The organism is Helicobacter monodelphidis, assembly GCF_003288845.1.
In the GTDB taxonomy this organism is placed as follows: Bacteria; Campylobacterota; Campylobacteria; order Campylobacterales; family Helicobacteraceae; genus NHYN01.
In genome coordinates, this window is the sequence record NZ_NHYN01000012.1 from 1 (window position 1) to 18,511 (window position 18,511).

General features: G+C 36.3%; 16 protein-coding genes and 2 pseudogenes. All 18 read left to right on the forward strand.

All coding sequences use genetic code 11. The features are described 5' to 3' along the window. A pseudogene (locus tag CCZ01_RS10380) lies at positions 1–1,256 on the forward strand (hypothetical protein); the annotation flags it as partial. Beyond that, positions 1,253–1,876, forward strand: coding sequence for a guanylate kinase (gene gmk, locus CCZ01_RS06065; protein WP_112052337.1), 624 nt, complete (start codon positions 1,253–1,255; stop codon positions 1,874–1,876). The pseudogene CCZ01_RS10380 and the gene gmk, both read left to right, overlap by 4 nt. A gap of 51 nt (positions 1,877–1,927) precedes the next feature. Continuing rightward, positions 1,928–2,066 (forward strand): annotated as a pseudogene (locus CCZ01_RS06070) (twin-arginine translocase TatA/TatE family subunit); the annotation flags it as partial. A gap of 227 nt (positions 2,067–2,293) precedes the next feature. Beyond that, complete coding sequence (gene argS, locus CCZ01_RS06075; RefSeq protein ID WP_112052338.1) at positions 2,294–3,940, forward strand: arginine--tRNA ligase; 1,647 nt, start codon at positions 2,294–2,296, stop codon at positions 3,938–3,940. After that, the gene (locus CCZ01_RS06080) at positions 3,933–4,991 is read left to right on the forward strand and encodes a quinone-dependent dihydroorotate dehydrogenase (RefSeq protein ID WP_112052339.1); all 1,059 of its coding nucleotides are present in this window, start codon (positions 3,933–3,935) and stop codon (positions 4,989–4,991) included. The genes argS and CCZ01_RS06080 overlap by 8 nt, the downstream gene beginning before the upstream one ends. Before the next feature lie 41 nt (positions 4,992–5,032). Continuing rightward, positions 5,033–6,283, forward strand: coding sequence for a M16 family metallopeptidase (locus CCZ01_RS06085; protein ID WP_112052388.1), 1,251 nt, complete (start codon positions 5,033–5,035; stop codon positions 6,281–6,283). Between the two features lie 9 nt (positions 6,284–6,292). Beyond that, a complete protein-coding gene (gene dapA / locus CCZ01_RS06090; protein WP_112052340.1) occupies positions 6,293–7,177 on the forward strand; it encodes a 4-hydroxy-tetrahydrodipicolinate synthase in 885 nt (294 codons plus the stop codon). Then, a complete protein-coding gene (locus tag CCZ01_RS06095) occupies positions 7,174–7,944 on the forward strand; it encodes an enoyl-ACP reductase (RefSeq protein WP_112052341.1) in 771 nt (256 codons plus the stop codon). Before dapA ends, CCZ01_RS06095 begins: the two co-directional genes overlap by 4 nt. Then, on the forward strand, positions 7,941–8,483 hold the full coding sequence (gene pgsA / locus CCZ01_RS06100; protein ID WP_181566340.1) for a CDP-diacylglycerol--glycerol-3-phosphate 3-phosphatidyltransferase: 543 nt from the start codon (positions 7,941–7,943) through the stop codon (positions 8,481–8,483). The genes CCZ01_RS06095 and pgsA overlap by 4 nt, the downstream gene beginning before the upstream one ends. A 14-nt stretch (positions 8,484–8,497) precedes the next feature. Beyond that, entirely contained in the window at positions 8,498–12,076 is a 3,579-nt protein-coding gene (dnaE, locus tag CCZ01_RS06105) for a DNA polymerase III subunit alpha (RefSeq protein WP_112052343.1), read from the forward strand. A 1-nt stretch (position 12,077) separates the two neighbouring features. Beyond that, a complete protein-coding gene (locus CCZ01_RS06110; RefSeq protein ID WP_112052344.1) occupies positions 12,078–12,839 on the forward strand; it encodes a pseudouridine synthase in 762 nt (253 codons plus the stop codon). Then, positions 12,836–14,191 (forward strand): M23 family metallopeptidase, encoded by a 1,356-nt coding sequence (locus CCZ01_RS06115; RefSeq protein WP_112052345.1) that lies wholly within the window; start codon positions 12,836–12,838, stop codon positions 14,189–14,191. Before CCZ01_RS06110 ends, CCZ01_RS06115 begins: the two co-directional genes overlap by 4 nt. 58 nt (positions 14,192–14,249) lie before the next feature. Continuing rightward, positions 14,250–14,855, forward strand: coding sequence for a septum site-determining protein MinC (locus CCZ01_RS06120; RefSeq protein ID WP_112052346.1), 606 nt, complete (start codon positions 14,250–14,252; stop codon positions 14,853–14,855). A gap of 88 nt (positions 14,856–14,943) precedes the next feature. Then, complete coding sequence (gene pgp3 / locus CCZ01_RS06125; RefSeq protein ID WP_112052347.1) at positions 14,944–15,789, forward strand: peptidoglycan metallopeptidase Pgp3; 846 nt, start codon at positions 14,944–14,946, stop codon at positions 15,787–15,789. A gap of 26 nt (positions 15,790–15,815) precedes the next feature. After that, entirely contained in the window at positions 15,816–16,205 is a 390-nt protein-coding gene (locus CCZ01_RS06130; protein ID WP_112052348.1) for a DUF7149 domain-containing protein, read from the forward strand. Between the two features lie 9 nt (positions 16,206–16,214). Continuing rightward, positions 16,215–17,663 carry a type IIG restriction enzyme/methyltransferase gene (locus CCZ01_RS06135; RefSeq protein ID WP_112052349.1) on the forward strand — a complete coding sequence of 483 codons (1,449 nt, stop codon included), beginning with the start codon at positions 16,215–16,217 and terminating at the stop codon, positions 17,661–17,663. Next, entirely contained in the window at positions 17,660–18,289 is a 630-nt protein-coding gene (locus CCZ01_RS06140; RefSeq protein ID WP_112052350.1) for a recombinase family protein, read from the forward strand. The genes CCZ01_RS06135 and CCZ01_RS06140 overlap by 4 nt, the downstream gene beginning before the upstream one ends. Before the next feature lie 67 nt (positions 18,290–18,356). Beyond that, positions 18,357–18,506 (forward strand): type II restriction endonuclease, encoded by a 150-nt coding sequence (locus tag CCZ01_RS06145; RefSeq protein WP_258436873.1) that lies wholly within the window; start codon positions 18,357–18,359, stop codon positions 18,504–18,506. Positions 18,507–18,511 lie beyond the last annotated feature (5 nt).

An 18,511-nucleotide genomic window follows, 5' to 3' on the forward strand; every position in this document is an offset into this window, starting at 1 on the left:
TAGATTTAGACTTAGATACGATGGGTGAAGAATTAAATCTTGATGAAGCAATGGATTTAGACACTGAAGAATCTGCTACTACATCGCCAGATTCCATAGAACAAGATACACTACTTGATGATTTAGGGTTAGAGACTGAAGCTAAGGCAGAGGCTAACGAAGCTGATTTAGATTTAGATTTAGATTTGGGCATTGATGATTCTTCAGAAGAAACAACAGAAACAAAGGAAGAACCAAATCTTGACTTAGAGGCTGATACCGATTTGGGTACTGATTTAGAATCCGATACTACTTCAGATGACCTAGATTTAGACTTAGATACGATGGGTGAAGAATTAAATCTTGATGAAGCAATGGATTTAGACACTGAAGAATCTGCTACTACATCGCCAGATTCCATAGAACAAGATACACTACTTGATGATTTAGGGTTAGAGACTGAAGCTAAGGCAGAGGCTAACGAAGCTGATTTAGATTTAGATTTAGATTTGGGCATTGATGATTCTTCAGAAGAAACAACAGAAACAAAGGAAGAACCAAATCTTGACTTAGAGGCTGATACCGATTTGGGTACTGATTTAGAATCCGATACTACTTCAGATGACCTAGATTTAGACTTAGATACGATGGGTGAAGAATTAAATCTTGATGAAGCAATGGATTTAGACACTGAAGAATCTGTTGATGAAATGGATACGGCCACTACTGAAAGTATTCTAGATAGTCACGATATTGCTGAAGTTAAAAATCTACTTGAAGAACCTGAAGAAGTCCAAGATCCTTCAGATATTCAAGATTTGCTAGATTCTGCCCCTAGTGCACAAGATTTAGATATTGATATTGAAGCTGCTGAAGCTGCCGCAACAGCTGCAACAGCTGCAAAAACCGCAACAACAAGTGTTACAGAAGAAACTGATAACACTTTAGGTGAATTAAGCACACTCGATGAAGTAGAAGTCGGTGCAGCACTCGGAGAAACTATTCAAGAAACAAAAACAACAAACAAGGATAATGCAGTGAATGAACAAACAAACGACAACATAGAAATTCCTATTGATGATGATTCCTTAATGTTAAATATTCCAGCTATGGAAGACAAAAAAGAATCTGAAACTCAAGCCCAAGCCATACCACCAGCGAATGCAACAACTCAAGCCCTAAATGCTATGCAGGGGCTGCCCATCTCTGCATTGAAACAGTTACTTGATGGAATGCAACTGACAATTTCTATTTCCTTTCCAGATAAGAAAAAATGAAACCTCGTTATAAAGGTGGCATTCTTGTCTTAAGCGGTCCTAGTGGTGCAGGAAAAAGCTCATTAATTAAAAGCCTTTTTAAGCATTTTAGCAATGTTTACTTTTCTGTTTCTTCAACCACAAGGCAACCGCGTATGGGTGAAATTCATGGGCAACACTATTATTTTATCTCAAAAGAACAATTTGAATCAGATATTAAAGAGGGCAAATTCTTAGAATATGCCCGCGTACACGGCAATCTTTATGGCACAACAAAGATACAAGTGCAAAGAGCATTAGAAGAAGGTAAAATTCTTCTTTTTGATATTGATGTGCAAGGACAGAAAGCCATCAAAAAAGAATATGGCGACTACGCTACTTGCGTTTTTGTGACAACGCCCAATAAAAGTACATTACAAAAACGTCTTTACGAGCGAGGGAGCGATGAGGAAAATGTGATTCAAAAACGGCTAGAACACGCTAGCATGGAAATGGCGGAACTAAATTGCTTTGACTATATCCTTATTAATGATTGTTTTGAGGAAGCAGAAAGAAAAATCCTAAGCATTGCTGAAATTATCTTAAATCGTTGTATTTACTGCAATATTCAAAGCTTTATGCAAGATTGGAACACAAACTAAGAAAGCTAAAAGTATCTTAATAATATAATCCCCAAATAAAAAGGAGTAATAATGGGACCAAGCGTTCAACAACTACTAATTATTCTTGCCATCGTTGTTTTAATCTTTGGTGCAAAGAAAATTCCAGAGCTTGCCAAGGGTTTGGGTTCAGGAATCAAGAATTTTAAAAAAGCCGTCAAGGACGATGAAGGAGAAGACGATCAGGCTAATCAATTAAACCAGCCCAGTCAACCTATTGCTATGCAAAATACACAGCCCGTGCAACCAATGCAAACCACACAGCAACCTATGCAACAACCTGCACAACCCATTCAGGCTAATCCGGCACAACCTATGCAACAACCTGCACAACAGCCCAATCAAACAATGAATGTTGCAGGAGAACCCACAGCAAATCCTAAACAATAGGGGAATAGTTTGCACAATCAAGTTAAGCAACAAATTGCACAAGTACTTTCTTTGGATGCAGAGAAAATAATTTTGGAGCGTCCAAAAGACCAGAAATTTGGACATTATGCAACACCTATTTCCTTTGTTATTGCAAAAGAAAAAAAGCAGAATCCAAATATTATCGCAGAAGGTATCGTGCAGACATTGTTGGAATCACCCTTAAAGGATTCTATTTTTGCAAAGATTCAGGCTGTTGGCGGATTTATCAACTTCACTCTTTCAGCACAGTTTCTTTGTCAATTATGTGATTTGGCATTAGAATCGGGGGAGCATTTTGGTAAGCAACAAAAAGATAAAAAGATTCTTCTTGAATTTGTGAGTGCAAATCCTACAGGACCTTTACATATCGGTCATGCAAGAGGAGCAGTTTTGGGTGATAGCCTTGCTTCCTTAGGACGTCACTTGGGCTATCAAATCACAACTGAATATTATGTGAATGATGCGGGGAATCAGATTTTTCTTCTAGGCTTATCTGTTTATCTTGCAGTGCGAGAATCCTTAGGCTTGGATGTGGAATATCCAGAACAATTCTATCGCGGGGAATACATTTTAGAAATCGCAAAGAAGGCTTTGTGCGAGTTTGGAGAAGAGTTTTTTCATGCAGAATCCAATATTCCAATAATCTCTTCTTTTGCTAAGGATTTAATGTTGCAAGAGATTCAACAAAATCTTGCACAAATTGGTATTACATTTGATTCGTATGTTAGCGAGAAAACTCTCTATACGCAATGGGATTCCATCAAAAGTAAACTACTTCAAAATGGTGGAATTTATGAGCAAGATTCAAAAATTTGGATTAAGTCTGAATCTTTTGGCGATGAAAAGGACCGCGTTGTTGTGCGCGAAAGTGGTGAGCCAACCTATCTTGCGGGAGATATTATTTATCACCACGACAAGTTTAATCGTCATTTTGAGCATTACATTAACATTTGGGGTGCAGACCATCACGGTTATATTACACGTGTCAAGGCGGCAATCTCTCTGCTAGGATTTGATTCTAGCAAACTTGAAGTTCTACTTTCACAAATGGTCACCTTGCTTAAGGGCGGAGAACCCTATAAAATGAGTAAAAGGGCTGGAAATTTTATTTTGATGAGTGATGTTATCTCTGAAGTAGGAGCTGATGTATTACGTTTCGTTTTTTTAAGCAAAAAGAATGATACACATTTAGAATTTGATGTAGAGGATTTTAAAAGAGAGGATTCAAGCAACCCCATATACTATATTCATTATGCATACGCTAGGATACACACACTTTTTGAACGAAGCCAGAAAACGCAACAACAGATTAGGCAAACTTCTTTGGAAAAGCTTTTTTCTGATGAGACAATCAAAAAAGATGCACAAGATTTGCTTTTTTTAAGTTTGCAATTATCACAGGTGATTGAAGATGCATTCACAAGTCGCAATCTTGTAAAAATGAGCGATTACCTCAAAAATCTTGCAAATGTCTTCCATCGTTTTTATACAGAGCACAGAGTCATTCAAACACCACTTGAACTAGAATTACTCAAACTTTGTCAAATGGTTGCACTTTCCTTAAATGTAGGATTGGGGCTTTTAGGTATTCAGGCAAAAACAAGTTTATATAGGCAAGGGGCAGATAATGCTTAACTATACATTTTGGCAGAATCTTCTTTTTAAACTTGATGCAGAAAAGGCACACGATTTAACAATACGACTTGCAAAACTCTTAGGTTTTTGTCCTTTTAGCTTATCATTTCTAGCAAAAAAATATGCTTTTTTTGATTCAAGATTAGAGCTAAACATTGCCGGTTTACCTTTCAGTTCACCTGTGGGTTTAGCAGCAGGATTTGATAAAAACGGTGAAGCATTGGAGTTATTAACTAGTCTTGGTTTCTCTCATCTTGAAATTGGCACAATTACCCCAAAACCTCAAGAAGGAAACCCGCATCCTCGATTATTCCGACTCAAAGAGGATAAGTCAATCCAAAACGCAATGGGTTTTAACAATAAGGGGCAAGAAGTAATCGCTAAAAAACTAGATTCCTACACCCCTTTTATCGTCCCACTTGGGATTAACATCGGTAAGAATAAAACAACAGCGAATGAACAGTCTTTAAATGATTACGAAAGTTTATTAAGGAAATTATCACCTTATGCCTCCTATATAACAATTAATCTTTCTTCACCCAACACGCCAAACCTCAGAGATTTGCAGAATGAGGAATTTATTACGGAGCTTTTTTCACTTGCAAAAACTATCACACAAAAACCAATTTTTTTAAAAATTGCACCAGATATGAGCATTGATACCGCATTAGAATTGACTGAAAAAGCGATTGCAGAGGGTGCAAGTGGGATTATTGCAACAAATACAACAACCGACTATAGCCTAAGCTCAAGTGCTAAGGATTTTGGTGGGATTAGCGGACAGCTTTTAAAGCAAAAAAGCTTTGAAATGCTTCAATCTTTAGGTAAGGCTTTTTATTCACAAACCATACTCATCAGCGTAGGTGGTATAGATTCTGCACAAGAAGCCTACAAACGCATTAAAAAAGGTGCTTCTTTAGTGCAAATTTATACTTCTCTCATTTACGAAGGACCTCGCCTTATTTATTCTATAAAAGAAGGTTTGGTTGAGTGTCTAGAGAAAGATGGATTCTCACATATCACAGAGGCAATAGGGGCGGATATTCAATGAATAAGGCTTTATTTATTTTATTATTCTTTACAGGAGTGCTTATGGCAAATGCGTTACCCAAGCATTATGAAAAAACTTTAGAAAATGGGCTAAAAGTTGTGGTAATTCCTCTTGAAAACCACTCAAATGTTATTGCAACAAATATTTTTTACCGTGTTGGCTCTCGTAATGAAATTATGGGAAAGAGCGGAATTGCACATATGCTTGAACACCTCAATTTCAAATCTAGCAAAAATTTGAAAGCTGGTGAATTCGACCAAATTATTAAACGATTTGGAGGCACAACAAATGCATCAACTGGTTTGGACTATACGCATTATTATATTAAAAGTTCGACTAAGAATCTTGATAAATCCTTAGAACTCTTTAGTGAATTAATGCAAAATTTAGCCCTGAAAGATGAAGAATTCCAGCCTGAGCGAAATGTTGTTGCTGAAGAAAGAAGATGGAGAACAGAAAACGACCCTTTCGGTTATCTTTATTTTCGCTTATTTAACACCGCATATACCTATCACCCTTACCATTGGACACCGATTGGTTTTATGGCAGACATAGAAAATTGGACAATTGAAGACATTCGTTCTTTTCATAAAATCTATTACCAACCTAAAAACGCAATTGTTGTTGTGAGTGGAGATATTCAACCTGAAATCGTTTTCCAAAGTGTGGAAAAACATTTTAATACTATTAAGAATCAAGCGGATTTACCAACGTTCTATCAAAAAGAACCGCCGCAAGATGGACCTAGACGTGCGATAGTTAAAAAGGAGAGTGAAGTTGAGATGGTTGCTATCGCGTTTAAAACCCCCCCCTTTAATCATAAAGACCAGCTTGCCCTAGATATGCTAAGTTTCATTTTAGGTAGCGGAAAAAGCTCCCAGCTCAACCGTAACATTGTAGAGAAAAATCGCCTTGCTTCTTCCATCTATGTGCGTAACATGGATACTATTGATGATGGTATTTTCTTTATCTTAGGTATTGCAAATCCAAATATTAATGCAAAAAAAGTAGAAACAGGGATTCTTGACCAAATTGAAAAATTACAAAGAGGCGACATTAGCGATAATGAAATTGCTAAGGTTAAAAAAAATCTACTTTCAAGCTTTGTGTACTCCATTGAAAGTAGTAGCTCTATTGCAAGCTTGTTTGGTAGCTACTATGCAAAGGGAGACATTACACCCTTGCTAGAGTTTGAAGAAAAACTACAAAAAATTACTAAGCAAGATATTATAGCGGTAGCGAATCGTTATTTTACAAAAAATGTTCGCACCACTTTGATTCTAAAAAAATAAGGTTAGGGTATGGCTGAAGTAATTGGCTCAATGAGTGCATTGATTACACCATTCTTGAATGGGAAAATTGATTTTGTTACCTACGAAAAACTTATTAGGAGGCAAATTCAATATGGAATGGATGCTGTTGTTCCAGTTGGTACAACCGGAGAATCTGCAACACTCTCACATGACGAACATAAAGAATGTATTGAGGCTGCTGTGCAAATTTGTAAAAATAGTGGCGTTAAGGTTTTAGCAGGAGCAGGGAGCAATTCTACAAAAGAAGCGATTGACTTAAGTCAATTTGCACAAAAAATGGGGGCTGATGCCATTCTTTCTGTTACACCTTATTACAATAAACCTTCGCAAGAAGGGCTTTTTGAGCACTATAAGGCTGTTGCACAAAGCGTGGATATTCCAGTTATGCTATATAATGTGCCGGGTAGAACAGGCATTAGCATTGAAATAGAAACTATCACAAGGCTTGCAGAAATTAAAAATATCTACGCCATCAAAGAAGCAAGTGGTTCAATGGAAAGAACAATCTCTATTGCTACTTCAGTGCCAAATATTAAAATACTAAGTGGGGAAGATGCGATTAATTATCCTATTTTAGCCGCTGGCGGGGTAGGAGTTATTTCGGTTACAGGAAATTTACTTCCACGTCTTATTGCAAAATTAACAAAAAGTGCCATGAGTGGGGAAGATAAAGAAAGTCGACAAATTAACCAAACTCTTTATCCAATCAACCATACGCTTTTTGTGGAATCAAACCCTATCCCTATTAAAGCAGCGATGTTTATTGCTGGTTTAATACCAAGTTTAGAATATCGTTTGCCTTTACTAAAGCCTAACGAGGGCAATTATCGTTTAATTGAAAAAATCATCAAATTATATGAGGTGGAATTATGAAAGGAAAAACTTTAGTCATCAGCGGTGCGACACGAGGCATTGGAAAGGCAATCTTGTATCGGTTTGCACAAGGAGGAGTGAATGTTGCTTTTACTTACAACAAGAATGAGGAAGAGGCAAAAAAGATTAAAGATGATATAGAAAAAACTTACGGTGTTAAGGCATGTTATTATCCGCTGAATGTACTAGAACCCGAACAATATAAAGAGTTGTTTGTGCAAATCGATGCTGATTTTGAACGCGTTGATTTTTTTGTCAGCAATGCAATTATTTATGGCAAAAGTGTTGTTGGTGGATTTGCCCCCTTTATGCGACTAAAACCTAAAGGATTAAATAATATCTATACGGCGACCGTTCTAGCCTTTGTTGTGGGAGCACAAGAAGCAGCAAAGCGTATGAAAGAAGTCGGTGGAGGAAGCATTATTTCATTGAGTTCTACAGGAAATCTTGTTTATATGCCTAATTATGCAGGACATGGGAATTCCAAGAATGCCGTTGAAACAATGGTAAAGTACGCCGCGACAGAGTTGGGAGAATGGGGAATTCGTGTCAATGCTGTGAGTGGAGGACCCATTGACACAGATGCCTTAAAAGCATTTCCAGATTATGCAGAAATTAAGGCTAAGGTTGAGGAGCAATCCCCATTAAATCGTATGGGAACACCTAAAGATATTGCAGGAGCCTGCTACTTCCTTTGCAATCCAGTTGAAAGTGCATGGCTAACAGGACAAACTATTGTCATCGATGGAGGAACAAGCTTTCAGTGAGAAATATTCCTAATATTCTTACTTTTTCACGCATTGTTTTTTCTTTTTTATTATTGGGGGTTGTGCTCTATGGAGAATTTTTGCTTCCGCCACCCATTCACCCTAGCTGGAGGGATTATTTTGCCTGTTTGATTTTTATCCTAGCAAGCATAACAGACTTTTTTGATGGTTTCATCGCAAGAGAACACCAAATCACCACAACTTTTGGTGAAGTATTCGACCCATTAGCTGATAAAATGCTAATCCTATCAGCATTTTTGGCTTTATTGATTCTAAAGAGGGCTGATGTGTGGGCAATTTTTCTTATTTTAAGTCGAGAATTTTTTATTACTGGGCTACGCGTTGTTGCAATTAGCAAAGGTATTAGTGTTGCTGCTTCTAATTTGGGTAAATACAAGACAACTTTGCAAATTGGGGCTATTGGCTTTTTATTAATGGAATATATGCAAATTGGCACGGTTCTCCTATGGCTTGCCGTTTTGGTTACACTATATTCTGGCTATGACTACCTGAAGAGGTATTGGGGCTATACACAATAATCACAAGGATTAATATGAGAAATACACCTGCTTACACACACCTGCACCTGCATACTGAATATTCTATGCTTGATGGCATCAATAAAATTAAAGCCCTTGCCAAACGTGTCAAACAATTAGGAATGCATAGCGTTAGCTTAACAGACCACGGCACAATGTCTGGAGCATTGGAATTTTATTTAGCAATGAAGGCTGAAGGCATCAAACCTATCATTGGCATTGAAGCTTATGTCCACAATGGTGAGAAAATTGACGATAAAAGTCAACGCTACCATTTCCATCTTTGTCTGTATGCAAAAAATGAAGTAGGCTACAAAAATCTAATGAAGCTAAGCTCTGAAGCCTACATTCATGGATTCTACAGTAAACCGCGTATCAATAAGCAATTATTGTATGAATTGCGTGAGGGCATTATTTGCTCTTCAGCTTGTTTGCAAGGTGAAGTGCAATGGCATTTGAACACCAACAACAATACAGAAGAAAAGATTAAAAAACGCAATGGTTTAACCGCTGGAGGTTATGTAAAAGCCTATGAAATCGCTATGGAATATCGTGATATTTTTGGCGAGGATTATTACTTAGAAATTATGCGACATGGCATTAAAGACCAACTTTTAATCGATGAACAAATTATCCGATTAAGCAAAGAAACAAACATTAAGATTCTTGCCACAAATGACACACATTACCTCAACAAAGAGGATGCAGAAGCCCATGACGCATTTATGTGCATTGCTACAAACAGAGACTACAACGACACTAATCGACTCAAACATAGCGTTCATGAATTCTATCTCAAAAGCCCAGAAGAATTACATAAGCTTTTTTTAGATATTCCAGAAGCACTGGAAAACACACAAGAGGTAGCAGAGAAATGCACACTAGAATTAAAGTTAGGCAACCCAACACCACCTAGCTTTAAATTCACAAAAGAATACGCACAGCAAGAGGGCTTAGACAACACTACCGAAGATAAAGATTATTTTATTCATCGTTGCAAAGAAGGACTCAAAGAACGTTTAAAGCACATTCCACAAGCAAAGCATTCTCTTTATTGGGAACGTTTAGAATATGAAATGAAAATCATTAATGAGATGAAATTTCCGGGTTATATGCTAATTGTTTGGGATTTTGTACGTGCTGCAAAAGAAATGGGAATTCCAACAGGACCAGGAAGAGGAAGTGCTGCAGGAAGTCTTGTAGCGTATGCTTTACGCATTACAAACATTGACCCAATGAGCTATGCATTGCTTTTCGAACGATTCTTGAATCCAGAACGTGTAAGTATGCCAGATATTGATATGGATTTTTGCCAAAATCGTCGCGATGAAATTTTTGAATATGTCGTCAATAAATATGGACGCTACCATGTTGCACAAGTCATTACCTTTAACACACTTAAAGCAAAAGGGGTTGTGCGCGATGTTGCAAGAATTATGGGTATGCCTTATCAAGAAGCTGACGCAATGGCAAAACTCATTCCCGATGAACTAGGAATTACCCTCAATGGAATTGGGACCGAAGGGCAAGAGGGCTTTATTCCGGGTGCAATTCAAAAAGAACCTAAAATTAAGGAACTGATTTCAAGCAACGAGAATGCAAAGCAAGTTTGGCAATTTGCAAAATCGCTAGAAGGCTTAAAGCGCAATTCTGGAATTCACGCTGCTGCTGTCGTGATTGATTCTAATGCAGAATTATGGAATAAAACCCCCTTATATAAACCTAGTGGCGAAGAGAGAATCGTTACACAATATTCAATGAAATATCTTGAAGATATTGATTTGATTAAGTTTGACTTCTTAGGCTTAAAAACCCTCACGCTCATTGATGCAGCAATTAAACTTATTGAATTTCGCTACAATAAAACCATTGACTTAGATACCCTTGATATGAATGATACTCATATCTATGACCTTATCTCAAGTGGAATGACCATCGGCTTATTCCAAATAGAATCTAAAGGAATGCAGGATTTAGCCAAACGTCTGAGACCATCGTCTTTTGAAGACATTATTGCGATGTTAGCTCTGTATAGACCTGGACCTATGGAATCAGGAATGCTTGATGACTTTATTTTACGCAAACATGGCAAAGAACCAATCACCTATACCTTTGATTCACTAGAAGAGATTCTTCGCCCAACTTATGGCATTATCGTTTACCAAGAACAAGTGATGCAAATTGTGCAAAAAATTGGGAAATTCAGCTTAGGTGGTGCAGACCTTGTACGACGTGCGATGGGAAAAAAGATTAAATCTGAAATGGACCGCCTTAAAGGTGAATTTTTGCAGGGTGCAATTCAGCAAGGCTATGACAAAAGAAAGGCTGATGAGTTATTCGATTTAATTGTCAAATTTGCAGGCTATGGATTCAATAAATCCCATTCAGCTGCTTATGCAATGATTACATTCCAAACAAGCTATCTTAAGCATTACTATCCACATGAATTTATGGCAGCCCTTCTCACTTCAGAAGGTGGCGATACAGATAAAATTGTAGAGTACATAGAAGAAGCCAAACGTATGGGTATTGCTGTTTTACCACCAGATATTCACCACTCAAACATTGAATTCAGCGTTGCTGACAAGGGAGAAGAAAAAGTTATTCTTTTTGGTTTAGGTGCGATTAAAGGTGTGGGTGGAGTTGCCTTGAATATTTTACTAGAAGAAAGAAACAAATCTCCATTCAAAGATTTAGAAGACTTCATCTCAAGAATTGACCCACAAAAGGTGAACAAAAAAACTTTGGAATCCCTTATTAAAAGCGGTGCATTAAGCTTTGGTTACTCACGATGTGCCTTGCTAGAATCCATAGAAGATATTACAGAGGCGGCAAGAATGACGCACAAAGCAAAAGAAGAACAGAAAAATTCCTTATTTTGCAATGTAGAGGAATTTGTGCAACTCAATATCAATATTCAAGAAAAAGAAGAATATGGTATCAAAGAAATTTTAGAATTTGAAAAAGAAACTTTAGGCTTTTATGTTTCCGGACATCCACTAGACGCATTTAAGGAAAGAATTGAAAAAATTAACTACACAAAAAGCAATGAATTAGAACGTGTAAAAGATGAATCTACATTGCTTCTTGTTGGTAAAGTTGAAGACATTAAAATCAAATTTAGTAAAAAAGGAAATCGTTTTGGCATTATCTCCTTGCTTGATTTCTATGGTATTACAGAAATTACTGCTTTTGATTCCATTGTACAAGAATTAGAAAATCTTGGCGATAAATTACAACAAGAGCCTATCTGCCTTAAATGCAAACTTGAACGCGATGGAGAAAGAATCCGCTTGAGCGTCAATAGCATTATTGATTTCAACACTGCACATAAAAGCAAAGTGAACACGGAAATGATTAATGAAGATATCATTAATGACTCTACAGAACCATTGATTTTGCTACTAAATGCGGCAGATTCTCCATGCATTATTGAAGAACTTCACTCACAAGCTATTATTCATCAAGGACGACGAGAATTACATCTTAGCATTAAAAGCGGAAGCGATGAACTTTATATCCAAACAGCAATGCAAGTATGTAGCCGAATCAAAGAATCCTTACCAACACTACAGTGGCGCGATGGGGCATAGAATGCGTTTAAATCAATATCTTGCCCACAATTCACAATATTCAAGACGCGAAGCAGACCGCTTAATTAATGAGGGATGCGTAAAAATTAACCATAGGATTGCAAAGCTCGGAGATAGTGTTTATAAAAATGATAAAATCTTTGTAAATGGGCAATTCATCAAAGAAAAAGATAAAAATCAATACTCTGTTATCATCTATCACAAACCAAAAGGGGAAATTGTAAGCAAGAAAGACGATAGAGGAAGACGCATTATCTATGATTCTTTGCCTTCTGGTTTTTCTCATTTTATCCCTGTCGGGCGGTTGGATTTTGCAAGTAATGGACTCTTAATGCTGACTGATAGCCCAATGGTTGCACAAAAGCTAATGCACAGCTCATTAGAAAGAATATACTATCTCAAAATAAAGGGTTATGTGAATGAGCAAATAAAAAGAAGTATGCTGGAAGGTTTGAAATTAGAAGATGCAAGAGCTGGAGGACATAGATTAAACAATATTCAATCAATGGAATTTGCACCCTTTACCGGCTTTGAGATTATTCAAGAAAGCGGAGGATATACGCGTTTGAAAGTAGGCATTGTTGAGGGGCAGAATCGTGAATTGCGTAGATTCTTTGCGGCATTTGATACGCATGTTATGGACATTAAACGCGTTCGCTTTGGTTTTGCTTCCTTAGGAAAACTCGCTTTACAAAAATGGAGATTTCTAGAAAAATCCGAGTACACCAAATTACACCATTTCTTAAAAAAGGAAAGTGAATGAAAAAATTTCTAGTTTTATGTCTTATCGTCATTATAGGGATAGCTACATTCGCTCTATTCAATAGTGCACTTTTTGAAAGTAGCCCTCCAACCATTCATAGCAAAAATGAGATTTATTGGAATTATAAAGATCCCTTAAAAATTAAAATTACTGATGATTCAGGCATTCAGAACTACCGCGTCTATATGAATAGTAGCAAAGAAACATTACTTTTAGACTCTGTGAACCCAGAAGGCACACCCAAAGAAGTTGAGATTGAGATTGACCCACCAAAAAACACGATGTTTATGCAAGAAGATGGCATAGAAATTGAAATTGTCGCGACAGACTCAAGCCTATTTTTTGGAAACTCTACTTCCTTGAAGATTCAAGCAAAAGTTGACACTAAACGTCCACAAATTGAAGTCATTGCACATTCTTATAAAATCACTAAGGGTGGTGCAGCTTTTGTTGTTTTTCGTGCCATCGACGACAATTTAAGCAATATCGTTATTAAAAATGGACAAGATGAATTTGTGCCAGTTTATTTTGCTGATGATGGATATTATGCCGCTCTACTTAATTGGAACATCAAGAGCGAGGGCTTCAGTGCACAAATTTTTGCAAAAGATAAAGCGGGAAATGTCTCTAGTGCCATCATTCCTTTTTATCGCCAAAACAAAAAATACAGGGAATCTACAATCAAAGTTGACGATAGCTTCTTAGAAGGTAAAGTAAGCTCTTTAATTCAAGAAGTAGGTGAAAGAGAATTGCAATCCTTTAATTCTCTTGCAGAACGTCTCACCTATATTAATCAAAAAGTGAGAGGTGAGAATGAAAGTAATATTTTACGCATTGGACAAGCTTATGACACAGGACTTGTGAATCCACAAAATTTTCGCCTAACCGCCTTCTATCCTTTGCGTAACGGGGCAGCTGTTGCTGGTTTTGGCGATCATCGCTTTTTCTCTTACAATAATGAGATTATTAGCGAATCCTACCATTTAGGTATCGATTTTGCAAGCGTTAAACAAGCACCCATCGTTATTACAAACGGTGGCGTGGTAACCTTTGCTGGATTCAATGGCATTTATGGTAATATGGTATTAATTCACCATGGAATGGGTTTGATGAGCCTATATGCACATATGACACAAATCGATATCAAAGAGGGTGATAGACTAGAAGCAGGAACAACAATCGGCAAAACAGGGCTTACAGGGCTGGTATTGGGTGACCATTTACATTTTGGAATCACCATTCAAGGCTTAGAATCCAACACTGCTGAATGGCTTGATAAGCGATGGTTGCAAGATAACATTTTTCGCGTTATCGAGAATGCAAATAAACTCATTCAGTCACGGACAAGATAAATTGCTCTTAAAAAAGCTTATGTTTCAGACGATATAAAAGGAAATCAAATGAAGGTAGATGATGATTCACGCAAAGCAAAAAAACTTAAGAATTTTTGAATTTCAACCCAGTGACGAGAATGCATTATGGCAGTATATTGAACGCAACAAATTCTTGTTACAAGGCTTTTTATTGCTTTTACCCACAGAACCAAGTAGCGAATTTAAAGCATTTTTGCAACAAGAAAATCTTATCTTTATGGATTCGACATACCTTAATCCACTTCTCACTAAAACCAAACAATCTAACCACAGCATCTTACCCACGCGAGAACCAAACATTCCCCAAGAACAAACCCAACAGAATAATCAACAACCACACAATCTTTATCTTAATCGGATTATTCGTAGTGGCGAGGAGATTCATTGCGAAGGTAGCATTATCATCTATGGACGCGTCAATAGTGGAGCTAGAATTTATGCAAAAGGGGATATTCAAATTTATGGCAATATTGATGGCATAATAGAATGCGAGGGAAATTTTATGATACTCACACAAATTACACATGGAAGTGTTTTGTTCGGTGGAGAAATCATTAATCCTGCATTATTTGATGATGGAAAAATGCGTATTCTCACACATAGAGATGGCATTCTACAAGTTCAAGAAATTCAAACTATCTAAAAAAACCTATTCAGAATCTACCCCCTACTTTTAGCTTATTGCAATCATTTCAAGCATATAATATTATATTCTAATATTTGGAGAAACTATGAAATTACTCGCCTTAATCATCACAACAGGTATCCTCTTTCCGTTATATGCAAAAACAACTTCCCCTCTTCCCCCCTCTTTTTTACAACGTCCAACACACCAAAACACTGCTTATAATGGTTCTACATTCATTGCCACCACAAACAAAAGCAACCCAAAGCCCCTACAAATCGATAAAAAAACCTATCAATGGATTCCACACCCCAAAAATCCTCACCAAAAAATCTCTCTTATTGGTATTAACTACCACAAAAAACCTCAAACAATCCAAATTGGTGAGGGCATTACATTGCAAATTCTGAAAGGAAATTACAAACAAGAGCAAATTCAAGTAGAATCAGGCAAGGCAAAACCCAACCCAAAAAATGCAAAACGAATCGCAAAAGAGGCGAAAGAGGCGGCAGAAATTTATGCAAAATATACTCCTCAACGCTACTGGAATAGCCCTTTTATACTTCCAATGAAAAGTAAAATCACTAGCCCTTATGGCACAGCACGCACATTTAATGGGGAAGTCAAAAGCTACCACAGCGGAACAGATTTTAGAGCACCAATTGGAAAAAAAATTTTTGCTAGTAATGATGGCATTGTTGTAATTGCAAGAGACAGATTCTTGTCAGGCAAGGGTATCGTCATCAGTCATGGGGAAGGCATTTTCAGCATGTATTATCATTGTAGCGAACTCAAGGTTAAAGAAGGACAAATCGTTAAAAAGGGTGAGTTAGTTGCATTAAGCGGTAATAGCGGTAGAGTTAGCGGACCTCATTTACATTTTGGCTTTCTTGTAAATGGTGCATCTGTTGATCCTATGGATTTCTTGGAGGCTGTAAATGCTTTATTTTGATGTTTCACATGAAACAAGGGACAAAAATGCTTAAATTTAACTCTATTCCACCAGAGCAATTCCTTGATGTATACGCAGCCACTCCAAAAAAGTATGAAAATTTTCAACAATCGTTAAAAAATTACTTAGAATACCTAAAATCCAACAAAACAGATAGCGAACGTGCCCTTGTGTCAAATGCACTCAAAAATTTTTTTGAGCAATTAGGGTTTAAAACAAAAGTCGAGCAAACTTCAGGCAAGGGTAATTCTAACATCGACCTAGCTTTAATGTGCAATGATAGAGTTAAAGTGCTTATTGAAGCAAAAAAGCCAAATTCTAAAGATTTCTTTTCATCCAACAATGTGAATTGTAAAGCCCTACACGAAGCAATATTATATTATTTTCGCGAACGAGAACAAAACAACTATCCATAATTTATTATTTTGAGTGACTTTTATCGATTCTATATTTTTAGAGCATCGATTTTTGAATTTTATTTCTTCAAGAACAAATCTTTTCAGCAATTTTACAAGAACTATACCGACCCAAATTCACTTTTTAGACACCTCAATACAAATTCAATTAAGACCGAAGAATTTTACAATGAAGCAAAGAGGATTATAGATTCTGAAGAGTATTTATCAAATCTCAAAAAAGAAAACTTGGATAATTCCCTGCAAGGCTATTTTGTAGATTTTAGGCAAATAGACTTGCAGGCAGGAAATAATACATTCTACAAAACTCAAGCTATATCAAAATCACTTGAGAATATTATCTCTATATTTTCGCCAAATTTCTTACTAAATATCCATAGTGTTGATGCAAATGAACTCAATAGAGATTTTTATAACGAGCTGATCCATATCTTAGGGTTAAAAGAATTTGATAATAAAGGCAAGATTCTCATTGTCATTGATGACACCAAAAAAGAAAGTTTTGCAAAACATATTTTAACTAAACTTCAAGATAAATCTAATGAAATGCCAGAATTACTTACAGAAATCACGATGGGACTTTTGATTGTATGGCTTAATAGAATTCTATTTCTTAAACTTATTGAAGCAAATTTAATTGACTTTAATGATAAAAGTCTCGCTTTTCTTAGCTTTGATAGAATTAAAGATTTTAGTACACTTTCACATTTATTTTTTGAAGTTTTGGCCAAGAAAAAAGAAGAAAGAAATTTAAATAAGGGCTTTAACAATCTCCCTTATCTTAACTCATCACTTTTCACACAAACCGAACTAGAAAACAAATATCTTGAGATAAATTCTCTTGATAATACCTTAGAAGTCGAGTATTTTACTCATACTAGAATCTACACAAAAGATAAAAGGCATCAAGGCAAAGTGCGATTTTTACAATATCTTTTTGAATTTTTGAGTATATGGGATTTTGGAAAAATCAAAGGGCAGGACAGGACAAAACTTATCAACTCTGCTGTACTAGGACTAGTTTTTGAAAAGCTCAATGCTTACAAGGAGGGAAGCTTTTATACGCCAAGCTTTATCACAATGCATATGTGTAAAGTTTCGCTAGAACGAATTGTATGCAAAAAATTTAATACTCAATTTCAATGGAACGCAAAAAATCTACAAGAGTTAAGAGAAAACTTTATCGATAGGGATTTTTCGCAAGACAAGAAAATATTATATAAAGAAGTCTTAAAATCTATTCGTATTTGCGATCCTTCCGTTGGTAGTGGCCATTTCCTTGTCTCTGCACTTAATGATCTAATTTATATTTATTACAAGCTTGGCTTGCATGATTTTACTTGTGAATTAAAGATAGATAATGACGAACTTATTATCATAAATAAAAATGGTGAATTATCCTTTGTGTTGCCAAAACAAATTTCATACAATAACATATTTTTAAAGGATAAAAAATGACATACGCATATACAAGGGTTTCTAGCGATAAGCAAACAACAGAAAATCAAAGATTTGAGATTGAAACTTATGCTAAGAAAAATGACATACGCATTGATGAATTTTGGGAGGAAACAATGAGCGGTAAGGTTGCCATAGACCACAGAATCTTAGGGAAGCTAAGAAAAAAGCTAAAAAAAGATGATTTGCTTATTGTGCCAGAACTTAGCCGATTAGGCAGGAGCTTACTGAATGTTATGGCTTTTTTAAATGAATGTGCAGAAAAAGGCGTAAGAATATATTCACTTAAAGAAAAATTTGAGTTAGGAGACAATATCCAAAGTAAAGTCATAGCCTTTGCATTTAGCTTAAGTGCAGAGATAGAAAGGCAACTTATCTCACAAAGAACTAAAGAAGCTTTAGCAAGACTAAAAGTAGAGGGCAAAATACTAGGGCGACCCACAGGAGCTAAGACAAGATTAGAACTCCACCCTTGCTTTCACGCAAGAGAAAGAATCTTAGAATGGGATTTAAAAGGCGAATCCCACGCAAAAATAGCAAAAAGACTAGGGGTGCATAGAGACACATTAAGGCGTTGGTTTATCATAAGCGGCAATGAGAAACTTTTAAAAGGAAGGAGTTATTGAATGGTGAAACTATAAATATATTAATTTTCAAATAGATTCTACAAATAAATCTTTGTGTGATGAGATAGTGGCTTTGGTGGAGAGAATATTAGAATCTAAAGCTAGAGATTCTCATTTGAATACAAATATGCTAGAATCTGAAATAGATTCTTTAGTGTATAAATTGTATAATTTGAGCGATGAAGAGGTAAAAATTATGGAAAATAAGCTACTTTAAATAAC